The organism is Gracilibacillus sp. Marseille-QA3620 (genome assembly GCF_054950035.1).
Map to the genome: position 1 here is coordinate 1,515,615 of NZ_CM143102.1, position 17,516 is coordinate 1,533,130.

At 43.8% G+C, this 17,516-nt stretch carries 15 protein-coding genes; all 15 read left to right on the forward strand.

The annotated features are described in order from the left end of the window. The first annotated feature begins 24 nt into the window (after positions 1-24). Complete coding sequence (locus ACY8DX_RS07690; RefSeq protein ID WP_439803437.1) at positions 25-4,344, forward strand: PolC-type DNA polymerase III; 4,320 nt, start codon at positions 25-27, stop codon at positions 4,342-4,344. Between the two features lie 155 nt (positions 4,345-4,499). Continuing rightward, on the forward strand, positions 4,500-4,973 hold the full coding sequence (rimP, locus tag ACY8DX_RS07695) for a ribosome maturation factor RimP (RefSeq protein ID WP_049671395.1): 474 nt from the start codon (positions 4,500-4,502) through the stop codon (positions 4,971-4,973). A 29-nt stretch (positions 4,974-5,002) separates the two neighbouring features. Beyond that, on the forward strand, positions 5,003-6,130 hold the full coding sequence (nusA, locus tag ACY8DX_RS07700) for a transcription termination factor NusA (protein ID WP_049671394.1): 1,128 nt from the start codon (positions 5,003-5,005) through the stop codon (positions 6,128-6,130). A 23-nt stretch (positions 6,131-6,153) separates the two neighbouring features. Next, entirely contained in the window at positions 6,154-6,429 is a 276-nt protein-coding gene (gene rnpM, locus ACY8DX_RS07705; protein ID WP_049672952.1) for an RNase P modulator RnpM, read from the forward strand. Between the two features lie 5 nt (positions 6,430-6,434). After that, entirely contained in the window at positions 6,435-6,734 is a 300-nt protein-coding gene (locus ACY8DX_RS07710) for a YlxQ family RNA-binding protein (protein ID WP_049672951.1), read from the forward strand. Between the two features lie 19 nt (positions 6,735-6,753). Further along, the gene (infB, locus tag ACY8DX_RS07715; protein ID WP_462406486.1) at positions 6,754-9,048 is read left to right on the forward strand and encodes a translation initiation factor IF-2; all 2,295 of its coding nucleotides are present in this window, start codon (positions 6,754-6,756) and stop codon (positions 9,046-9,048) included. Then, a complete protein-coding gene (locus tag ACY8DX_RS07720; RefSeq protein WP_439803436.1) occupies positions 9,045-9,323 on the forward strand; it encodes a DUF503 domain-containing protein in 279 nt (92 codons plus the stop codon). The genes infB and ACY8DX_RS07720 overlap by 4 nt, the downstream gene beginning before the upstream one ends. Positions 9,324-9,336: 13 nt before the next feature. Beyond that, positions 9,337-9,696, forward strand: a complete 360-nt coding sequence (gene rbfA / locus ACY8DX_RS07725) for a 30S ribosome-binding factor RbfA (RefSeq protein WP_049671391.1) — start codon at positions 9,337-9,339, stop codon at positions 9,694-9,696. Between the two features lie 65 nt (positions 9,697-9,761). Then, on the forward strand, positions 9,762-10,688 hold the full coding sequence (gene truB / locus ACY8DX_RS07730; protein ID WP_462406487.1) for a tRNA pseudouridine(55) synthase TruB: 927 nt from the start codon (positions 9,762-9,764) through the stop codon (positions 10,686-10,688). Between the two features lie 38 nt (positions 10,689-10,726). After that, a complete protein-coding gene (locus ACY8DX_RS07735) occupies positions 10,727-11,671 on the forward strand; it encodes a bifunctional riboflavin kinase/FAD synthetase (RefSeq protein ID WP_049671389.1) in 945 nt (314 codons plus the stop codon). Positions 11,672-11,796: 125 nt separating this feature from the next. Continuing rightward, positions 11,797-12,066, forward strand: coding sequence for a 30S ribosomal protein S15 (rpsO, locus tag ACY8DX_RS07740; protein WP_049671388.1), 270 nt, complete (start codon positions 11,797-11,799; stop codon positions 12,064-12,066). A 209-nt stretch (positions 12,067-12,275) separates the two neighbouring features. After that, the gene (gene pnp, locus ACY8DX_RS07745) at positions 12,276-14,390 is read left to right on the forward strand and encodes a polyribonucleotide nucleotidyltransferase (protein ID WP_049671387.1); all 2,115 of its coding nucleotides are present in this window, start codon (positions 12,276-12,278) and stop codon (positions 14,388-14,390) included. Between the two features lie 185 nt (positions 14,391-14,575). Then, positions 14,576-15,535 (forward strand): polysaccharide deacetylase family protein, encoded by a 960-nt coding sequence (locus tag ACY8DX_RS07750; protein WP_462406488.1) that lies wholly within the window; start codon positions 14,576-14,578, stop codon positions 15,533-15,535. A 105-nt stretch (positions 15,536-15,640) separates the two neighbouring features. Beyond that, positions 15,641-16,870, forward strand: coding sequence for a M16 family metallopeptidase (locus tag ACY8DX_RS07755; protein ID WP_462406489.1), 1,230 nt, complete (start codon positions 15,641-15,643; stop codon positions 16,868-16,870). Between the two features lie 162 nt (positions 16,871-17,032). Beyond that, positions 17,033-17,290, forward strand: a complete 258-nt coding sequence (locus ACY8DX_RS07760) for a YlmC/YmxH family sporulation protein (RefSeq protein ID WP_049671385.1) — start codon at positions 17,033-17,035, stop codon at positions 17,288-17,290. Positions 17,291-17,516: the final 226 nt, after the last annotated feature.

Here is a 17,516-nt window from a genome sequence, read left to right on the forward strand (position 1 = left end):
GAATGACTTTTGGGAGAGATTGATATGGAAGAGAATTCTCGCATGAAACAAGATAAATTCAGAACGCTTCTTCAACAGCTTCAGCTGACTGAAGATGCCGTCGTACAGCATTTTCATAACGCAGAAATTGAGAGAGTGGTCATAGAAAAGGTTGCCCGCAAATGGCATTTCTTCTTCAGCTTTGACCAAATCATTCCTTGCAGCGTATGGACACGCTTTACGACACAATTGATTCAATCCTTCTCACCAATCGCTTCTGTAGGGTATTCTGTAACGGTAAGAAATCCCTTGCCGTCAAAGGAATTAATTATAGAATATTGGAAGAATTGTATAGGAGAAATAGATGGCATCTCACCTGCAATCCTAGAGCTTCTTCATGGCCAAAGTCCTTCGGTTGAGGGGAATAAAATCATTATTAAGGCAAGGAATGAAGCAGAGGCAGGACAGCTGAAAAGAAAGTATGCCGGATTGATATCAGATGTGTATCAAGGCTTCGGCTTCCCGCCCCTTCAGCTGGATGCGGTTGTTGATTCCTCCATTTTCAGTGATGAGATGGAAATCTTCAGGAAGAAAAAGCAAGAAGAGGACGAAGCGAAAGCAATGCAGGCCGTTCAAGAGATGCGAAAAGCGGCTGAATCGAAGGATGATGCCCCAATTGATGATGGACCGCTTGTCATTGGGTATAAGATTAAGCCTGATGCGGATTTCAAGGCAATCGATGAGATTGTGGAGGAAGAACGCCGCATTGCCATTGAAGGATATGTATTTGATGCAGAGACTCGTGAATTAAAGAGCGGACGGACACTGCTTACCTTCAAGATTACCGATTATACAAACAGTATCCTTGTAAAGGTGTTCTCTCGTGATAAAGAGGATGCTGTTCAATTGGCACGCGTGAAAAAAGGCATGTGGATGAGGGTGCAAGGAAGTGTGCAAAATGACACCTTCGTTCGTGACTTAGTCATGATTGCCAATGATATTAATGAAATCGCCGGCAAACAGCGTGTTGACCAAGCACCTGAGGGAGAAAAGCGTGTTGAGCTTCACCTTCATACACCGATGAGTCAAATGGATGCCGTTACTCCTGTCTCAGCCCTTGTTGCACAGGCAGCGAAATGGGGTCATCCGGCGGTTGCCGTCACCGATCATGCCGTTGCTCAGTCCTTCCCTGAGGCTTATTCAGCCGGTAAGAAGAACGGAATCAAGATTCTGTACGGGGTTGAGGTTAACTTGATTGATGATGGTGTGCCGATTGCCTATAACCCGCAGGATCTCGTATTAGAGGACAGCACCTATGTCGTTTTTGACGTTGAAACGACAGGTTTATCGGCCATTTATGACACAATCATTGAGCTTGCTGCTGTTAAGATGAAAAACGGAGAAATCATTGACCGTTTTGAGTCATTTGCCAACCCGCACCATAAGCTGTCTTCAACGACCATTAATTTAACGGGCATTACGGACGATCTTGTTGAAAATGCTCCAGAGGTCGATGAGGTACTGACAAAATTCAAGGATTGGGCCGGAGACAGCATTTTTGTTGCCCATAACGCAAGCTTTGATATGGGCTTCTTGAACATGGGCTATAAGAAGCTGAATTTCGGCAAAGCCGAAAATCCGGTTATTGACACGCTTGAATTAGCACGTTTCCTCTATCCGGATATGAAGAACCACCGCTTGAACAATTTGGCGAAGAAATTCGATGTCGAGCTCGTTCAGCATCACCGTGCCATCTATGATGCTGAAACGACCGGACATTTGCTCATGAAAATGCTGAAGGATGCTAATGAGAAAGGCATCGTTAACCATAATCAGCTGAATGACAATATGGGGAAAGGCAAGGCCTTCCAGCGGGCAAGACCATACCATTGCACCTTGCTTGCGCAAACCCAGGAGGGCTTGAAGAATTTATTCAAGCTTGTCTCCATCGCTCATTTGAATTATTTCTATCGTGTGCCGCGTCTGCCTAGGTCTATCCTGACGAAATACCGGGAAGGCATCCTAGTCGGTTCAGGCTGTGACCGCGGTGAAGTGTTTGAGAACATGATGCAGAAATCCTTTGAAGAGGCAGAGGAAGCAGCTGAGTTTTATGATTATCTTGAGGTACATCCGAAGGAGGTCTATGCGCCTCTGATTGAAATGGAGCTTGTGCGTAATGATAAAGCACTTGAATCCATCATTGCGAATATCGTGAAAATCGGCGAAAGACAAAATAAACCGGTTGTGGCGACGGGTAATGTTCATTATTTAAACCCGAACGATAAGATCTACCGCAAGATTTTGATTAACTCGCAGGGTGGTGCCAATCCGTTGAACCGCCATTCCTTGCCGGATGTTCATTTCCGCACGACAGATGAAATGCTCCGCGCGTTCTCTTTCCTTGGTGAGGAAAAAGCAAAGGAAATCGTTGTCTCCAATACACATAAGGTCGCAGATATGATTGAAGAGATCAAGCCAATCAAGGATGACTTATATACACCGAAGATTGAAGGAGCGGATGAAGAAATTCGTTCCATGAGTTATGGCAGGGCAAGAATGATTTATGGGGAGAACCTGCCGGAAATTGTTGAAGCACGACTTGAGAAAGAATTGAAGAGTATCATCGGCCATGGGTTCGCCGTTATTTATTTGATTTCGCATAAGCTTGTTAAGAAGTCGCTTGATGATGGATACCTCGTTGGTTCCCGTGGTTCAGTCGGGTCTTCCTTTGTTGCGACAATGACAGAGATCACCGAGGTAAATCCGCTTCCGCCGCATTATGTATGTCCGAAATGCAAGCAATCGGAATTCTTTAATGACGGTTCCGTCGGCTCTGGATTTGACCTTCCTGATAAGGAATGTCCGGATTGCCATGTGCCGTACATTAAAGATGGACATGACATTCCGTTTGAAACATTCCTAGGGTTTAAAGGAGATAAGGTACCAGATATTGACTTGAACTTCTCAGGTGAATATCAGCCGCAGGCCCACAATTATACGAAGGTATTGTTCGGGGAAGATTATGTGTACCGTGCGGGAACAATCGGTACGGTCGCAGAGAAAACAGCCTATGGCTATGTCCGCGGTTACGCTAATGATAATAATCTTCATCTTCGTTCAGCTGAGACGGATCGTTTAGTCAGCGGCTGTACAGGTGTTAAGCGGACAACTGGTCAGCACCCGGGCGGGATTATCGTTGTACCTGATTATATGGACATCTATGATTTCACCCCTATTCAATACCCGGCAGATGATAGTGATTCAGAGTGGAGAACGACCCACTTTGATTTCCACTCCATCCACGATAATATTTTGAAGCTGGATATACTGGGACACGATGACCCGACCGTTATCCGGATGCTTCAGGATTTAAGCGGCATCGATCCAAAGACGATTCCAACGGATGATCCGGAAGTCATGAAGATCTTCAGCTCGCCGGAGGTGCTCGGTGTCACGGAAGAGCAAATTAATTGTAAGACCGGTACGCTCGGCGTTCCTGAATTCGGGACACGATTCGTCCGCCAAATGCTTGAGGATACAAAACCAACTACATTTGCGGAGCTTGTTCAGATTTCCGGTCTATCCCATGGAACAGATGTATGGCTAGGCAATGCCCAGGAGCTCATTCAGGAGAATATTTGTAACCTGAGCGAGGTTATCGGCTGCCGTGATGACATTATGGTCTACTTGATCTACCAAGGGCTGGAGCCATCCCTTGCCTTCAAGATTATGGAGTCCGTTCGTAAGGGGAAAGGACTGACAGAGGATATGGAAGAAGAAATGCTTAAGAACAAAGTTCCGGCTTGGTATATTGGGTCCTGTAAAAAGATTAAATACATGTTCCCGAAAGCCCATGCCGCGGCCTATGTCCTTATGGCGGTTCGGATTGCCTATTTCAAAGTCCATCATCCGCTTCTCTACTATGCGGCATACTTTACAGTCAGGGCGGAGGATTTCGATATTGATGCCATGGTGAAGGGATCTCAAATGATTCGTTCCCGTATCGATGAGATCAACCAAAAGGGTCTTGATGCGAGCACGAAGGAGAAGAACTTGATGACGGTGCTTGAGATAGCCTTGGAGATGTGTGAGCGCGGATTCAGCTTCCAGAAGGTAGATTTGTACCGCTCAAGCGCAACAGAATTTATCATTGAAGGGAATACGCTGATCCCGCCGTTTAATTCGATACCAGGACTTGGTACGAATGCTGCCTATAATATTGTGAAAGCTAGAGAAACAGGCGAATTCTTATCCAAGGAAGACTTGCAGCAAAGAGGTAAGGTATCAAAAACTATCTTAGAATACTTGGATAATCATGGATGCCTTGAAAATATGCCAGATCAAAACCAGCTATCCTTGTTCTAGGAAAGGCACGGTTATTTGCAAATTCGATAACTTTATGTTATATTCAAGTAAGAATTACTGCTGATACGTATGTGCTAAAGAGTGGGGAAACCCACTCTTTCGTTTGTATTAGGATGATATTCAGTCGCATACATAGGCCGTAAAGGAGTGAAGGTATGAGCAAGAAAGTAACAGAGATCGTCGAGGAGATGGCTGCCCCGATCCTTGAAGAGTTAAACCTCGAGCTCGTGGAAGTTGAATATGTTAAAGAGGGCAGAAATTGGTTCCTTAGAGTGTATATCGATAAGGACGGAGGCGTGGATATTGAGGAATGCGGCCTCGTTTCTGAGAAGCTGAGTGAACAGCTGGATGAAAAGGACCCTATTTCCAATAATTATTTCCTAGAGGTTTCTTCACCAGGGGCAGAGCGTCCTTTGAAGAAAGACCAGGATTATATAAAGGCAATCGGCAAGAATGTCCATGTCAAAACGTATGAGCCGATTGACAATGAGAAAGAGTTTGAAGGCACCCTGAAGGATTTTGACGGTTCTCAGGTTACGCTTGAAATCAAAATTAAAACACGTAAAAAGGAACTTGTCATTCCCTATGATAAGATTGCAAAGGCAAGACTTGCCGTCAGCTTTTCATAAGGGGTAGATTTTAGGAGGGGATTAGTAAGATGAGTAATGAATTACTCGATGCACTGACCATTTTAGAAAAGGAAAAAGGCATTTCAAGAGATGTTCTTGTAGAAGCCATTGAAGCTGCTCTTGTATCAGCATACAAAAGAAACTTTAATCAAGCGCAAAACGTTCGCGTGGATTTCAATTTAATGAATGGATCCATGAGAGTGTTTGCTCGTAAAGAAATTGTGGATGAAGTATTTGACTCCCGTCTTGAAATTTCCCTTGATGAGGCTAAAGGCATCAATCCAAACTATGAGCTTGAAGATGTAGTCGAACTTGAGGTTACGCCAAAGAACTTTGGCCGCATCGCAGCACAAACAGCTAAACAGGTCGTCACACAGCGTGTCCGTGAAGCTGAAAGAGGAATCGTCTATAACGAATTCATTGATCGTGAAGAGGATATCATGACAGGCATTGTCCAACGTCGTGATTCTAAATATATTTATGTGGCTCTTGGCAAAACGGAGGCTTTGCTACCAGCAAATGAGCAAATGCCAAACGAAAGCTACCAGCCGCACGAGCGCTACAAAGTATTCCTGACTAAGGTGGAGAAAACATCTAAAGGGCCGCAAATCTTTGTATCCCGTACACACCCAGGATTATTAAAGCGCTTGTTTGAGCTTGAAGTGCCTGAGATTTTCGATGGTACGGTTGAAATCAAATCTGTTGCACGTGAAGCGGGTGACCGTTCTAAGATCTCCGTGTATTCTGATAATCCAGAAGTTGACCCGGTCGGTGCATGTGTTGGTCCAAAAGGGCAGCGTGTCCAAGCGATCGTCAACGAATTAAAAGGCGAGAAAATCGATATTGTTAAATGGTCTGAAGATCCTGTCGTATTCGTTGCGAATGCACTTAGCCCTTCTAAGGTGCTTGAGGTCATCGTGAATGAAGAGGAAAAAGCTACTACAGTTATCGTACCAGACTATCAATTATCACTCGCTATCGGAAAACGCGGTCAAAATGCCCGCCTTGCTGCGAAGCTGACAGGCTGGAAGATTGACATCAAGAGTGAAACAGATGCGCGTGAAGCAGGTATCTACCCTGTCGTGCGTGACAATGAAGAAGAAGAAATGGAATTCACCGGGTTCACATTTGGACTCGATGACGATAGTGAAGAGTAAAAAGTATTGGTGAGGTGATGATGGTGAACAACCGTAAAAAGATACCATTAAGGAAATGTATCGGCACCGGTGAAATGAAGCCAAAGAAAGAAATGATCCGGATTGTTCGTTCCAAGGAAGGAGAGGTATCAATTGATCCAACCGGGAAGAAATCCGGCCGTGGAGCCTATTTGAGCCTTTCTGAGGAAGCCATTAACGCTGCCAAAAAGAAAAACAGCCTGTCAAATCATTTAGATGCTGACGTGCCTGCTTCCATTTATGATGAACTATTGGAACTGGCGGCTAAGGAGAAAAAATGACGACAATGAACAAGAAGTGGATGTCCCTTTTGGGACTCGCATATCGAGCGAGAAAAGTTATTTCCGGGGAAGAATTGGTCATAAAGGAAATTCGTTCCAATCGGGCGAAATTGGTTTTATTATCAATGGATGCTTCTGTTAATACGGAAAAGAAAATCACCGACAAATGTCATTTTTACGGAGTGCCGCTTCGAAAGGTCCAAGATCGTTCCATGCTTGGAGAAGCAATTGGAAAAGAAGCGAGAGTGGTCGTCTCCGTACAAGATGAGGGATTTGCACAGAAATTAAACTCCTTGCTCGATTAACTAATTCGGGGGTGAAGGAATGGGTAAAGTACGTGTATATGAATATGCGAAGAAGAACAATGTGTCTAGTAAAGTAGTGATTAATAAACTGAAGGATATGGGGATTGAGGTCTCGAATCACATGACGGCCTTGGAAGATAATGCAGTTGAAAGGCTTGAAAAGCTGTTCAATCCTGCATCATCAAAGTCCCAGTCTTCTCCAGCTGCTCAAACTAGAGACAATCAAAACCAGAACCAAAACCGAGTGAATCAAAACGGGCAGCAAAAAAAGCCGCAGACAAATCGAAGCGGCCAAGCAAATACCAGACCTGCAGCGAGTGCAGCACAAGGTCAAAGGCAAAACCAATCTGGGGGAAGAAACAACCAGAATTCAACAAATAATAATAATACAAAGAATAAACCGGCAACTAAGGGTAATGAAGGGAAAAAAAGCGTGCAAGATAATCAAAGAAGAGGAAACTTCAAAAATAACAGAAATAATAAAAATAAACGTGGCAATCAACGTCACCAAAATAAATCACAGCATCAGCCAACTCCAAGGAAAGAACGTGAATTACCAGAAAAAATCACGTTTACAGAATCACTTTCTGTCCTTGAACTAAGTAAAAAAATTCACCGTGAGCCGAGTGAAATCATCAAGAAATTATTCATGCTTGGTGTAATGGCAACCATTAACCAAGAACTGGATAAGGACGCGATTGAATTAATCTGTGCAGACTACGGTGTAGAAGTAGAAGAAATCATCAAAGTCGATGTTACTGACCTTGAAGCGGTCATTGCAGACGATGAAAATCCAGAAGAAAATACGGTGGAACGCCCAGCAGTCGTTACGATTATGGGACACGTTGACCATGGGAAAACAACCTTGCTTGATGCCATCCGTAATACAAAGGTAACGGAAGGCGAAGCAGGCGGTATTACCCAGCATATTGGTGCCTACCAAGTAGAAGTAGACGGCAAGAAGATTACCTTCCTTGATACACCAGGACACGCCGCCTTTACTACGATGCGTGCACGTGGTGCTCAAGTAACAGATATCACGATTATTGTCGTTGCAGCAGACGATGGTGTTATGCCGCAAACGATTGAAGCAATCAACCATGCAAAAGCTGCAGAAGTGCCAATCATCGTTGCTGTCAATAAAATGGATAAAGAAGGTGCCAACCCTGATCGCGTGAAACAGGAATTGGTGGAAAATGGCCTAGTACCAGAAGAGTGGGGCGGGGATACTATCTTTGTTCCGATGTCTGCTAAAAAAGGCGAAGGAATCGATCAATTGCTTGAAATGATCTTGCTTGTCAGCGAGGTAAATGAATATAAAGCCAATCCTAATCGTAAAGCAATCGGTACCGTTATTGAAGCAGAGCTTGATAAAGGCCGCGGTTCAGTAGCGACACTGTTGGTGCAAAATGGAACACTTCGCGTTGGTGATCCAATCGTTGTCGGCGATACGTTCGGTAAAGTACGTGCAATGGTCAATGATTTAGGCCGCCGTGTGAAAGAAGCCGGCCCATCTACTCCAATTGAAATCACTGGATTGAACGAAGTGCCGCAAGCAGGCGACCGCTTTGTTGTCTTTAGTGATGAGAAGACTGCTCGTCAAGTCGGGGAAGCTCGTGCACAGAAACAATTGCTTGCTTCTCGTAATGAAAGCTCCCGCGTGACGCTTGAAAACTTGTTTGACCAGCTTAAACAAGGGGAAGTTAAAGAAATTAACATCATCGTTAAAGGTGACGTACAAGGCTCTGTTGAGGCTGTAGCCGCTTCTCTTCAAAAGATTGAAGTAGAAGGCGTGAAAGTGAAAATCATCCATGCTGGTGTAGGGGCGATCACTGAATCTGATATCATCCTTGCAGCTGCATCCAATGCGATTGTCATCGGATTTAACGTTAGACCTGATGCTAACGCAAAACGCGCTGCTGAATCTGAAAAAGTGGACGTACGTCTTCACCGTATTATCTATAAAGCGATTGAAGAGATTGAAGCTGCGATGAAAGGGATGCTTGACCCTGAATATGAAGAAAAAGTCATCGGGCAAGCAGAGGTTCGCCAAACGATTAAAATCTCTAAAGTCGGTACGATTGCCGGAAGCTATGTGACTGACGGTAAAATCACGCGTAACAGCGGAATCCGCCTTATTCGTGAAGGAATCGTTATCTTTGAAGGAGAGCTAGATACGCTTAAACGCTTTAAAGATGATGTGAAAGAAGTCGCTCAAGGCTATGAGTGCGGTATCACAATCAAGAACTTCAATGACATTAAAGAAGGCGACGTTATTGAAGCCTATGTCATGGAGGAAATCAAACGAGCATGATTGGCGCCGCAGAATGTGAATGTCTGATTCCTGATGTGCATTCATTAAAGGAAAAGAGAGCAGTTCTGCAAAGGGTCATCACCCGTTTGAAACAAAAATTCAACGCTTCTGTTGCAGAAGTGGACTTTCAGGATACATGGCAGCGAACGGTGATCGCCATCGTCGTTGTCTCCTCCTCTAAGGTCTCTACGGAAAGGGAATTACAAAGAGCTATTGCTTATTTGGATTCTTTCCCGGAAATCGAACGTACAGTTACATCAATAGAATGGTTTTAAAAGAGGTGAAAATATGAGCCTTAGATCGACCCGTGTTGGGGAACAAATGAAAAAAGAACTTAGCGATATCCTTGGTCGTAAGCTAAAAGACCCGAGGGTAGGATTTGTGACGGTCACTGATGTTGAAGTATCAGGCGATCTTCAGCAGGCAAAAGTGTATATCTCTGTTTTGGGAGACGCTGAAAAGAGAGAGGATACGCTTAAAGGCCTTGAGAAAGCAAAGGGATTCATCCGCTCCGAGCTTGGACAGCGTATTCGTCTGCGCAAGACGCCGGAATTGCTGTTTGAATTCGATGAATCCATCGATTATGGAAATCGAATCGAAAGCCTTCTCCACCAAATTCATAAAGAAGAGAAGAATGAGGAAGAGTAGGATAGACATTTATGTCTATCCCTTTTCTGTGTGAGCGAAATTTTTTATGGAAATGATGTGATGAAGTGAGTGAATTAAATGGAATTCTCATTTTGAATAAGCCGGCAGGAGCGACCTCCCACGATTGCATTATTAAGGTGAGGAAGATTCTCAAAATGAAAAAGGTCGGACATACAGGGACCCTTGATCCCGATGTGACAGGTGTTCTGCCAATCTGCCTCGGAAAGGCTACACGGGTTGCAGAGTATATTACCGATGCCGGAAAGGAATACATAGGGGAAGTAACGCTTGGCTGGTCTACAACAACGGAGGATGCCTCAGGCGACATTGTCAGCGAGAAGAAAGTGGACAGGGTGATTAAGCGTGAAGAGATTCTAGCCATTTTCGACTCCTTGACAGGGGAAATTACGCAGACACCCCCCATCTATTCAGCGGTGAAGGTGAATGGAAAACGATTGTATGAGTATGCGTTAAAAGGCCAGGAGGTAGAGATCCCATCAAGAAAGGTGCGAATCTATGAGATAGAGCTTCTTGATGACAGAGATGTGTTCGAAGGGGACTCCATCTCGTTCAAATTCCGTGTCGCTTGCGGAAAAGGAACGTATATCCGAACCTTATCCTGCATGATTGGTGAACAATTAGGCTTTCCCGCACATATGTCTAAATTAGTCCGTTCGAGGTCGGCGCGCTTCACACTGGAGGATGCCATCAGCTTAGAGCGCTTGAGCGAACTAGCAGAAAATGGGGAAGTCCAGAGCGTTTTAAGACCTATTGAAGAAGGAATCGTGGACCTGCCAAGGCTTCAGGTGTCTCCAGACATTGCCTCAAGGGTTCAAAATGGCGCTGTTCTGTCTGAACGCGATCTCCTGGCAGGGGAAATACAAAGTCCTTTTGCGGTTTTGAATGAACAGGAAAAACTCTTGGCTGTCTATCATCATCATCCGGAGAAGAAAGGGTTATGCAAACCTGTTAAAGTTATACCAAATGTATAGTAAACTATTGGTGGAGACTAGATAAAAGGGGAATCATTATGCAAATAATCAAGATTCATCATCCCCATACATTTAAAGGGGATGAATTTCCCCCGTTAGCCATTGCCCTTGGCTATTTTGACGGTGTTCACACAGGGCACCGCCAAGTCATACAAACGGCTATAGAAGCGGGAAAGGAAAAAGGACTTCAGACGGCTGTCATGACTTTTGACCCTCATCCGTCCGTTATATTAAATAAGGAAGTCAAGCATGTCAGACAGTTAACGCCCATGAATGAGAAAGTGGCTCTCATCGAGCAAATGGGGATTGATTATTTATTTATCGTTCATTTTACGAAGGAATTTGCAAGCCTGAGTCCGGAGGCTTTCGTGAAGGAATATTTAATTTCCTTGAATGTGAAGCATATCGTGGCTGGATTTGACTATACGTATGGGCATCGCGGCAAAGGGACAATGGAAGACCTCCCAATGTATACACATGGACAAATCGCTCAGACGATTGTTTCCAAGCAGGAGCTTGACTCCGAGAAAATAAGCTCAACAAGAATACGCAAGGAGCTTATAAGCGGGAATGTGGAAGAGACGGCACGCCTCTTGGGAAGACCATTCAATGTGAAGGGACAGGTGGTTGACGGGGAGAAGAGAGGGCGTCTGCTCGGCTTTCCGACAGCCAATGTGGAAGTCGACCCTGATTATTATTTGCCTGGTGTGGGTGTGTATTGTGTACGAATGCTCGTAAAAGGAGCATGGCATAATGGCATTTGTAATGTAGGGTACAAGCCGACCTTCCACTCTGAGAAAGAGGAGATTCCGACCGTTGAGGTCCATCTATTAGATTTTGAGGATCATATATATGGTGAGGAAGTCACTGTTAAATGGTGTACACGAATTCGTGATGAGAAGAAGTTTGAAGGTCTCGATGCCCTCATTGCCCAGCTGGAGCAGGATAAAAGGTTTGCAGCTGAATATTTCGAAAACTTTTAAGCACTTGCTTTTTCAAGCAGATAGTAGTATTCTAGTAAACGTATCAAATGAACCTTTCCTTGGCAGTGCGCATCACCAACGCCCGCTCAGGAACAGGGGATTGAAAAATTAGGAGGTGAATTAGGATGGCATTAACGCAAGAGCGTAAAAATCAGATCATCAATGAGTACAAAACTCATGAGAGCGACACTGGGTCTCCAGAAGTTCAGATCGCTGTCCTTACTGAACAAATCAACACTTTAAACGAACACTTACGCACACACAAGAAAGATCACCACTCTCGTCGTGGCCTTTTGAAAATGGTAGGTAAACGTCGTAACTTACTTACTTATTTGCGTAACAAAGACGTTACTCGTTATCGCGAATTAATCAACAAGCTTGGTTTACGTCGATAATCTACTCAGAAAAAGCGGGATTTATCCCGCTTTTTTGTTATACATAGAGGGTAATGAACCACTTTGTGGACACTTTAGCTTTTTAAACTGGGCAACAATAGAGTATACTAATAGTAATTTGGTGTTAAAATCCCACTTTTGTCTGTCAAGGACAAGATATTAGGATAAATTATGCAAGCTTAACGCAGTAGAGAGGAGTAATAGAAGAAATGGAGCAAACAAAACGCACATTTTCTTTAGATTGGGCAGGCCGTCCATTGACGGTTGAAATTGGCCAATTAGCAAAGCAGGCTAATGGCGCTGCCTTAATTCGATATGGCGACTCGGCAGTATTAAGTACAGCCGTAGCGTCAAAAGAACCAAAAAATATTGATTTCTTCCCATTAACAGTAAGTTATGAAGAGAAATTATATGCAGTAGGGAAAATCCCGGGAGGATTTATTAAACGAGAGGGCAGACCAAGTGAAAAGGCTGTTTTAACAAGCCGCTTGATTGACCGCCCGATTCGCCCTTTATTCGCAGATGGATTCAGAAATGACGTCCAGGTTGTCAGCATGGTCTTATCTGTCGATCAAGACTGTCCGACTGAGATGGCCGCTATGTTTGGTTCTTCTCTTGCTTTATGTGTATCAGACATTCCGTTTGAAGGTCCGATTGCAGGAGTCATTGTCGGCCGAGTAGATGGCAAATTCGTTATTAACCCAACGATTGAACAGCTTGATAAGAGCGATATTCACCTGACTGTTGCAGGAACGATGGATGCTATTAACATGGTTGAAGCCGGCGCAGATGAAGTTCCGGAAGAAACGATGCTAGAGGCGATTATGTTCGGACATGAAGAAATCAAGAAATTGATTAAATTCCAACAGGAAATCGTTGAGGCAGTCGGTAAAGAAAAACGTGAAATCGTCCTTTATGAATTAGATGCTGCATTGGTTGATGAAGTCAAAGGCATGTGTCTAGAGGAGATGAACGGTGCCGTTCAGGTACAGGAAAAACATGCACGTGAGGATGCTATTTCCGCTGTGAAAGATAAGGTCCTTGCTGTATTTGAAGAAAGAGAAGCAGATGAGGATACGCTGAAACAAGTAAAAGAAATCCTCAGTAAATTAGTAAAAGATGAAGTTCGCCGTTTAATTACGGAAGAAAAGGTTCGTCCAGACGGAAGAAATCCAGAAGAGATTCGTCCGCTATCATCTGAAGTCGGCCTCCTGCCTCGTACACATGGTTCAGGTCTCTTCACACGCGGACAAACACAGGCGCTTTCCATCGCAACGCTTGGTGCTCTTGGAGACGTTCAAATTCTTGATGGCTTAGGCTTAGAAGAATCCAAACGATTCATGCATCATTATAACTTCCCGCATTTCTCTGTCGGTGAAACTGGACCAATCAGAGGACCAGGCAGACGGGAAATTGGTCATGGTGCATTGGGAGAAAGAGCTCTGGAGCCGGTTATTCCTAATGAAAATGATTTCCCGTATACCATTCGTCTTGTATCTGAGGTACTTGAATCTAATGGTTCTACATCACAAGCAAGTATTTGTGCGAGTACGCTTGCCCTTATGGACGCAGGTGTACCGATTAAAGCACCGGTTGCCGGTATTGCAATGGGCCTTGTTAAACAAGGTGAGCATTATACCGTCCTATCTGATATTCAAGGTATGGAAGACCATCTCGGCGACATGGACTTTAAAGTGGCTGGAACGAAAAAAGGTGTTACAGCCTTACAAATGGATATTAAGATTGCTGGACTTACCCGTGAGATCCTCGAAGAAGCTCTCATGCAGGCTCAAAAAGGACGCAACCATATTCTTGAACATTTAATGGGTACACTTGACCAGCCGCGTAATCAGCTTTCCCAATATGCTCCGAAGATCTTGACTATGACAATCAAGCCGGATAAAATCCGCGATGTCATTGGACCAAGCGGTAAGCAAATCAACAAAATTATCGAAGAAACTGGCGTTAAGATTGATATCGAGCAGGATGGTACAGTCTATATCGCTTCTACCGACCAAGAGATGAATGAGAAAGCGAAGAGCATCATTGAAGATATCGTGCGTGAGGTAGAAGTTGGCCAAATGTATTTAGGTACCGTCAAGCGCATTGAGAAATTCGGCTGCTTCGTTGAAATCTTTAAAGGAAAAGATGGTCTTGTTCATATTTCTGAACTAGCTGAAGAACGTGTCGGCAAAGTAGAGGATGTCGTGAAGATTGGCGACGAAATTCTTGTTAAAGTTACAGAAATCGATCGACAAGGCAGAGTAAATCTTTCAAGAAAAGCAGTATTGAAAGAGCAAAAAGAAAAAGCAGAACAGCAGTAAATGCAATTGACGGCTAGGAGACATATGTTTCCTAGCCTTTTCATTCATCCTATGAAAGTGAATAGCTGCTTATACGCATTCTATAGAGACTGACTAACAATATCGCTGCCAAGCTATTCTCCCGCATAGAAAGTTCTAACATGTCCACCTCCCTCATACATTTTCCTTATAGGGGGGAGAACGTGTTGAATAAAAAATTGTCGCAATTTCTTGCAATATGTGCCATTGGCAGTTTATCATGGGTGTTGGTGCAAAATTCATGGACAGAAAGCTATCTGACAGGAATGAAAAAAGAATCATCTGTCCCTGCAGCTGCTGTTCAAGACCGTTTGCATGAAGAAATCCAGCAGGCTGCAGAGAAATATAGCGAAAAGCCAGTGGATGCTGTTGTCGATCGCGTTTGGAAAAAGACACCCGGGTATAATGGAATAGAGATAGATGTTGATAAATCCTATAAAAAAATGAAAGCAAAGGGTACATTCAAGGAGAATATGCTTGTCTTCAAAGAAATAGCCCCCTCTGTTCATTTACAGGATTTGCCGCCATCACCGATTTACAGAGCAAACCCTAATAAACCTTCCGTTTCTTTTATTATCAATGTGGCATGGGGGAACGAATACATAGACTCAATGTTAGACACATTAAAAAAGCATCATATTAAGGCAACATTTTCCCTTGAAGGACGATGGGTCAAGAATAACCCGGAAATGGCTAGAGCCATTGCGAAAGAAGGTCATGAGCTTGGTAATCATTCCTATACACATCCTGATATGCAAAGGCTCTCCATGCAAGCTGCGGTGAAGGAAATCGTGGATACGAACAAGGTCATCGAGGAGGTCACAGGGACCAAGCCGGCATTGTTTGGACCGCCGAGCGGAAGCTTTAACGATACGACTGTCAAAGCTGCAGCAAGTGTGGGAATGGAAACCATTCTTTGGACAGTGGATACGGTGGATTGGAGAAAACCGACACCTGAGGCCTTAATCAACAGGGTAGTTCCCAAGCTTCATAACGGAGCTCTAGTACTGATGCATCCGACTGACTCGACAGCAAAATCACTCGAGACATTAATCACATCTATTGAGAAAACCTATGTGATCGTTCCTGTCGGAGAGGCACTTTTGGAGGATAGAATCAGACGATAAGGGTGTTTCTTGATGATTGGGTAAATATTCTCTTATTTAGGGTGGAATGTTTATACATAATGGGTATGTTTATAAGAAGAGCAACATGAATAGGAGGAAGAATCGTTGATAACTAAATATACATGTCAAAATGGCGTTCGCGTAGTATTAGAACCCATCCCGACAGTTCGCTCAGTAGCGATTGGAATATGGATTAAAACGGGCTCACGAAACGAAGGCCCGATTAATAATGGTATTTCCCATTTCTTGGAGCATATGTTTTTCAAGGGGACAACTACACGTACAGCGAAAGAAATTGCTGAATCATTTGATCGTATCGGCGGGCAAGTCAATGCCTTCACATCCAAGGAATACACATGCTATTATGCGAAGGTGCTCGATGACCATGCTGACTACGCACTTGATGTGCTTGGCGATATGTTTTTCAACTCTACCTTCGCTAAAGAAGAACTGAAAAAAGAAAAGAATGTCGTATGTGAAGAAATCAAAATGTATGAAGATACACCAGATGACATCGTGCATGATTTATTGAGTCAAGCTGTTTTTGAGAAGCATCCGCTAGGGTATCCGATACTCGGAACAGAAGAAGTGCTTGATACGATTACGACAGATACATTAAAGCAATATGTTTACGATCACTATACCCCTGATAAGGTTGTCATATCAGTTGCCGGTAATGTAACGGAGGCTTTCGTCAAACAGGTAGAAGCCCTGTTTGGACATTATGAAGGCGGAAAGGCAAGACCGGAGCTTGAGAAGCCGTCCTTCCATGCGAATAAGCTCGTCCGTAAGAAAGATACGGAACAATCACATCTTTGTCTAGGCTATAATGGCTATGATGTTGGCCATGAGAATATCTACAGCCTCATAATCTTAAATAATGTACTCGGGGGCTCTATGAGCAGCCGTCTCTTCCAAAGTGTGCGAGAAGAGCGCGGACTTGCCTACAGCGTATACTCTTATCATACTTCGTACCAGGATAATGGTCTTGTGGTCGTATACGGCGGAACAGGAGCGAATCAGGTGAAGGAGCTGTTCACCATCATTCAATCTACATTGGATGTTCTCTCAAACGAAGGCATTACAGCAAAAGAATTAGAGAACTCTAAAGAGCAGCTTAAAGGCAGCTTAATGCTAAGCCTTGAAAGCACGAACAGCAGAATGAGCCGTAATGGCAAAAATGAATTATTATTGGGTCGTCACCGCTCGCTCGATGATATCATTGAATTAATCGACAAGGTTACAATCGACAGTGTAGATCAATGTATTAATGATGTGTTCAAGGGTCCTTATGCGGCAGCTCTCATTGGTCCGCAGGATACATGGAATTTATAATCTGAAATATCAGCAGGCGCTGCAGGCTTTCATAAAGCCGTGCTGCCTGCTTTTTTTGTGCTTGTCTAACGTTTTCCCCTGGATAAGGAAAAAAACCTTCTAAACAGGCTTGAACGCCATATAGATAGTTATATAGATCATCTGGCAGAAAGAAGGGAAAGCATGAAGCTGAGTGAATTAAGCGGGAAAGAAATCGTGGATGTGAAGCGCGCTGAAAGATTGGGTGTTTTAGGGCAGACTGATCTTGAAATTAATGAATTAACGGGCCAGATAACGGCTTTAATTATCCCCTCTGGCAAATGGTTTGGTTTCCGTAAGCAGGGCAATGAGGTGAGGGTGCCGTGGTCGCATATCCAAAAGATTGGCACAGATATGATTATCATTGATATTCCGTCAAATGGAGAATTTCAAGGAGAATAGAATGCAGCAGCCGAAAAAACGCCGAGGGGCGTTTTTTTGTTTGTCTATAAATAGCACCCCTTCAGGAAATGGTCATATGATGTGAGAGAACTATATGCACTTAGTGAAAGACTGTGTCAAAGCATGTTTCATTTGTATTGATAGATGACGGCTTCAAAGGGTTGAGAAGAAAAGCCATAAGACCTTTTGAAAAGCGGCGTCATCCATTTGACTAAACACAACCAAA

Coding starts and splice junctions, on each gene's coding strand:
- rbfA (WP_049671391.1), top strand. CDS start 9,337: ATGAGCCTTAGATCGACCCGTGTTGGGGAACAAATGAAAAAAGAACTT.
- rpsO (WP_049671388.1), top strand. CDS start 11,797: ATGGCATTAACGCAAGAGCGTAAAAATCAGATCATCAATGAGTACAAA.
- ACY8DX_RS07710 (WP_049672951.1), top strand. CDS start 6,435: ATGAACAAGAAGTGGATGTCCCTTTTGGGACTCGCATATCGAGCGAGA.
- ACY8DX_RS07760 (WP_049671385.1), top strand. CDS start 17,033: ATGAAGCTGAGTGAATTAAGCGGGAAAGAAATCGTGGATGTGAAGCGC.
- rimP (WP_049671395.1), top strand. CDS start 4,500: ATGAGCAAGAAAGTAACAGAGATCGTCGAGGAGATGGCTGCCCCGATC.
- ACY8DX_RS07690 (WP_439803437.1), top strand. CDS start 25: ATGGAAGAGAATTCTCGCATGAAACAAGATAAATTCAGAACGCTTCTT.
- pnp (WP_049671387.1), top strand. CDS start 12,276: ATGGAGCAAACAAAACGCACATTTTCTTTAGATTGGGCAGGCCGTCCA.
- ACY8DX_RS07735 (WP_049671389.1), top strand. CDS start 10,727: ATGCAAATAATCAAGATTCATCATCCCCATACATTTAAAGGGGATGAA.
- infB (WP_462406486.1), top strand. CDS start 6,754: ATGGGTAAAGTACGTGTATATGAATATGCGAAGAAGAACAATGTGTCT.
- ACY8DX_RS07720 (WP_439803436.1), top strand. CDS start 9,045: ATGATTGGCGCCGCAGAATGTGAATGTCTGATTCCTGATGTGCATTCA.
- nusA (WP_049671394.1), top strand. CDS start 5,003: ATGAGTAATGAATTACTCGATGCACTGACCATTTTAGAAAAGGAAAAA.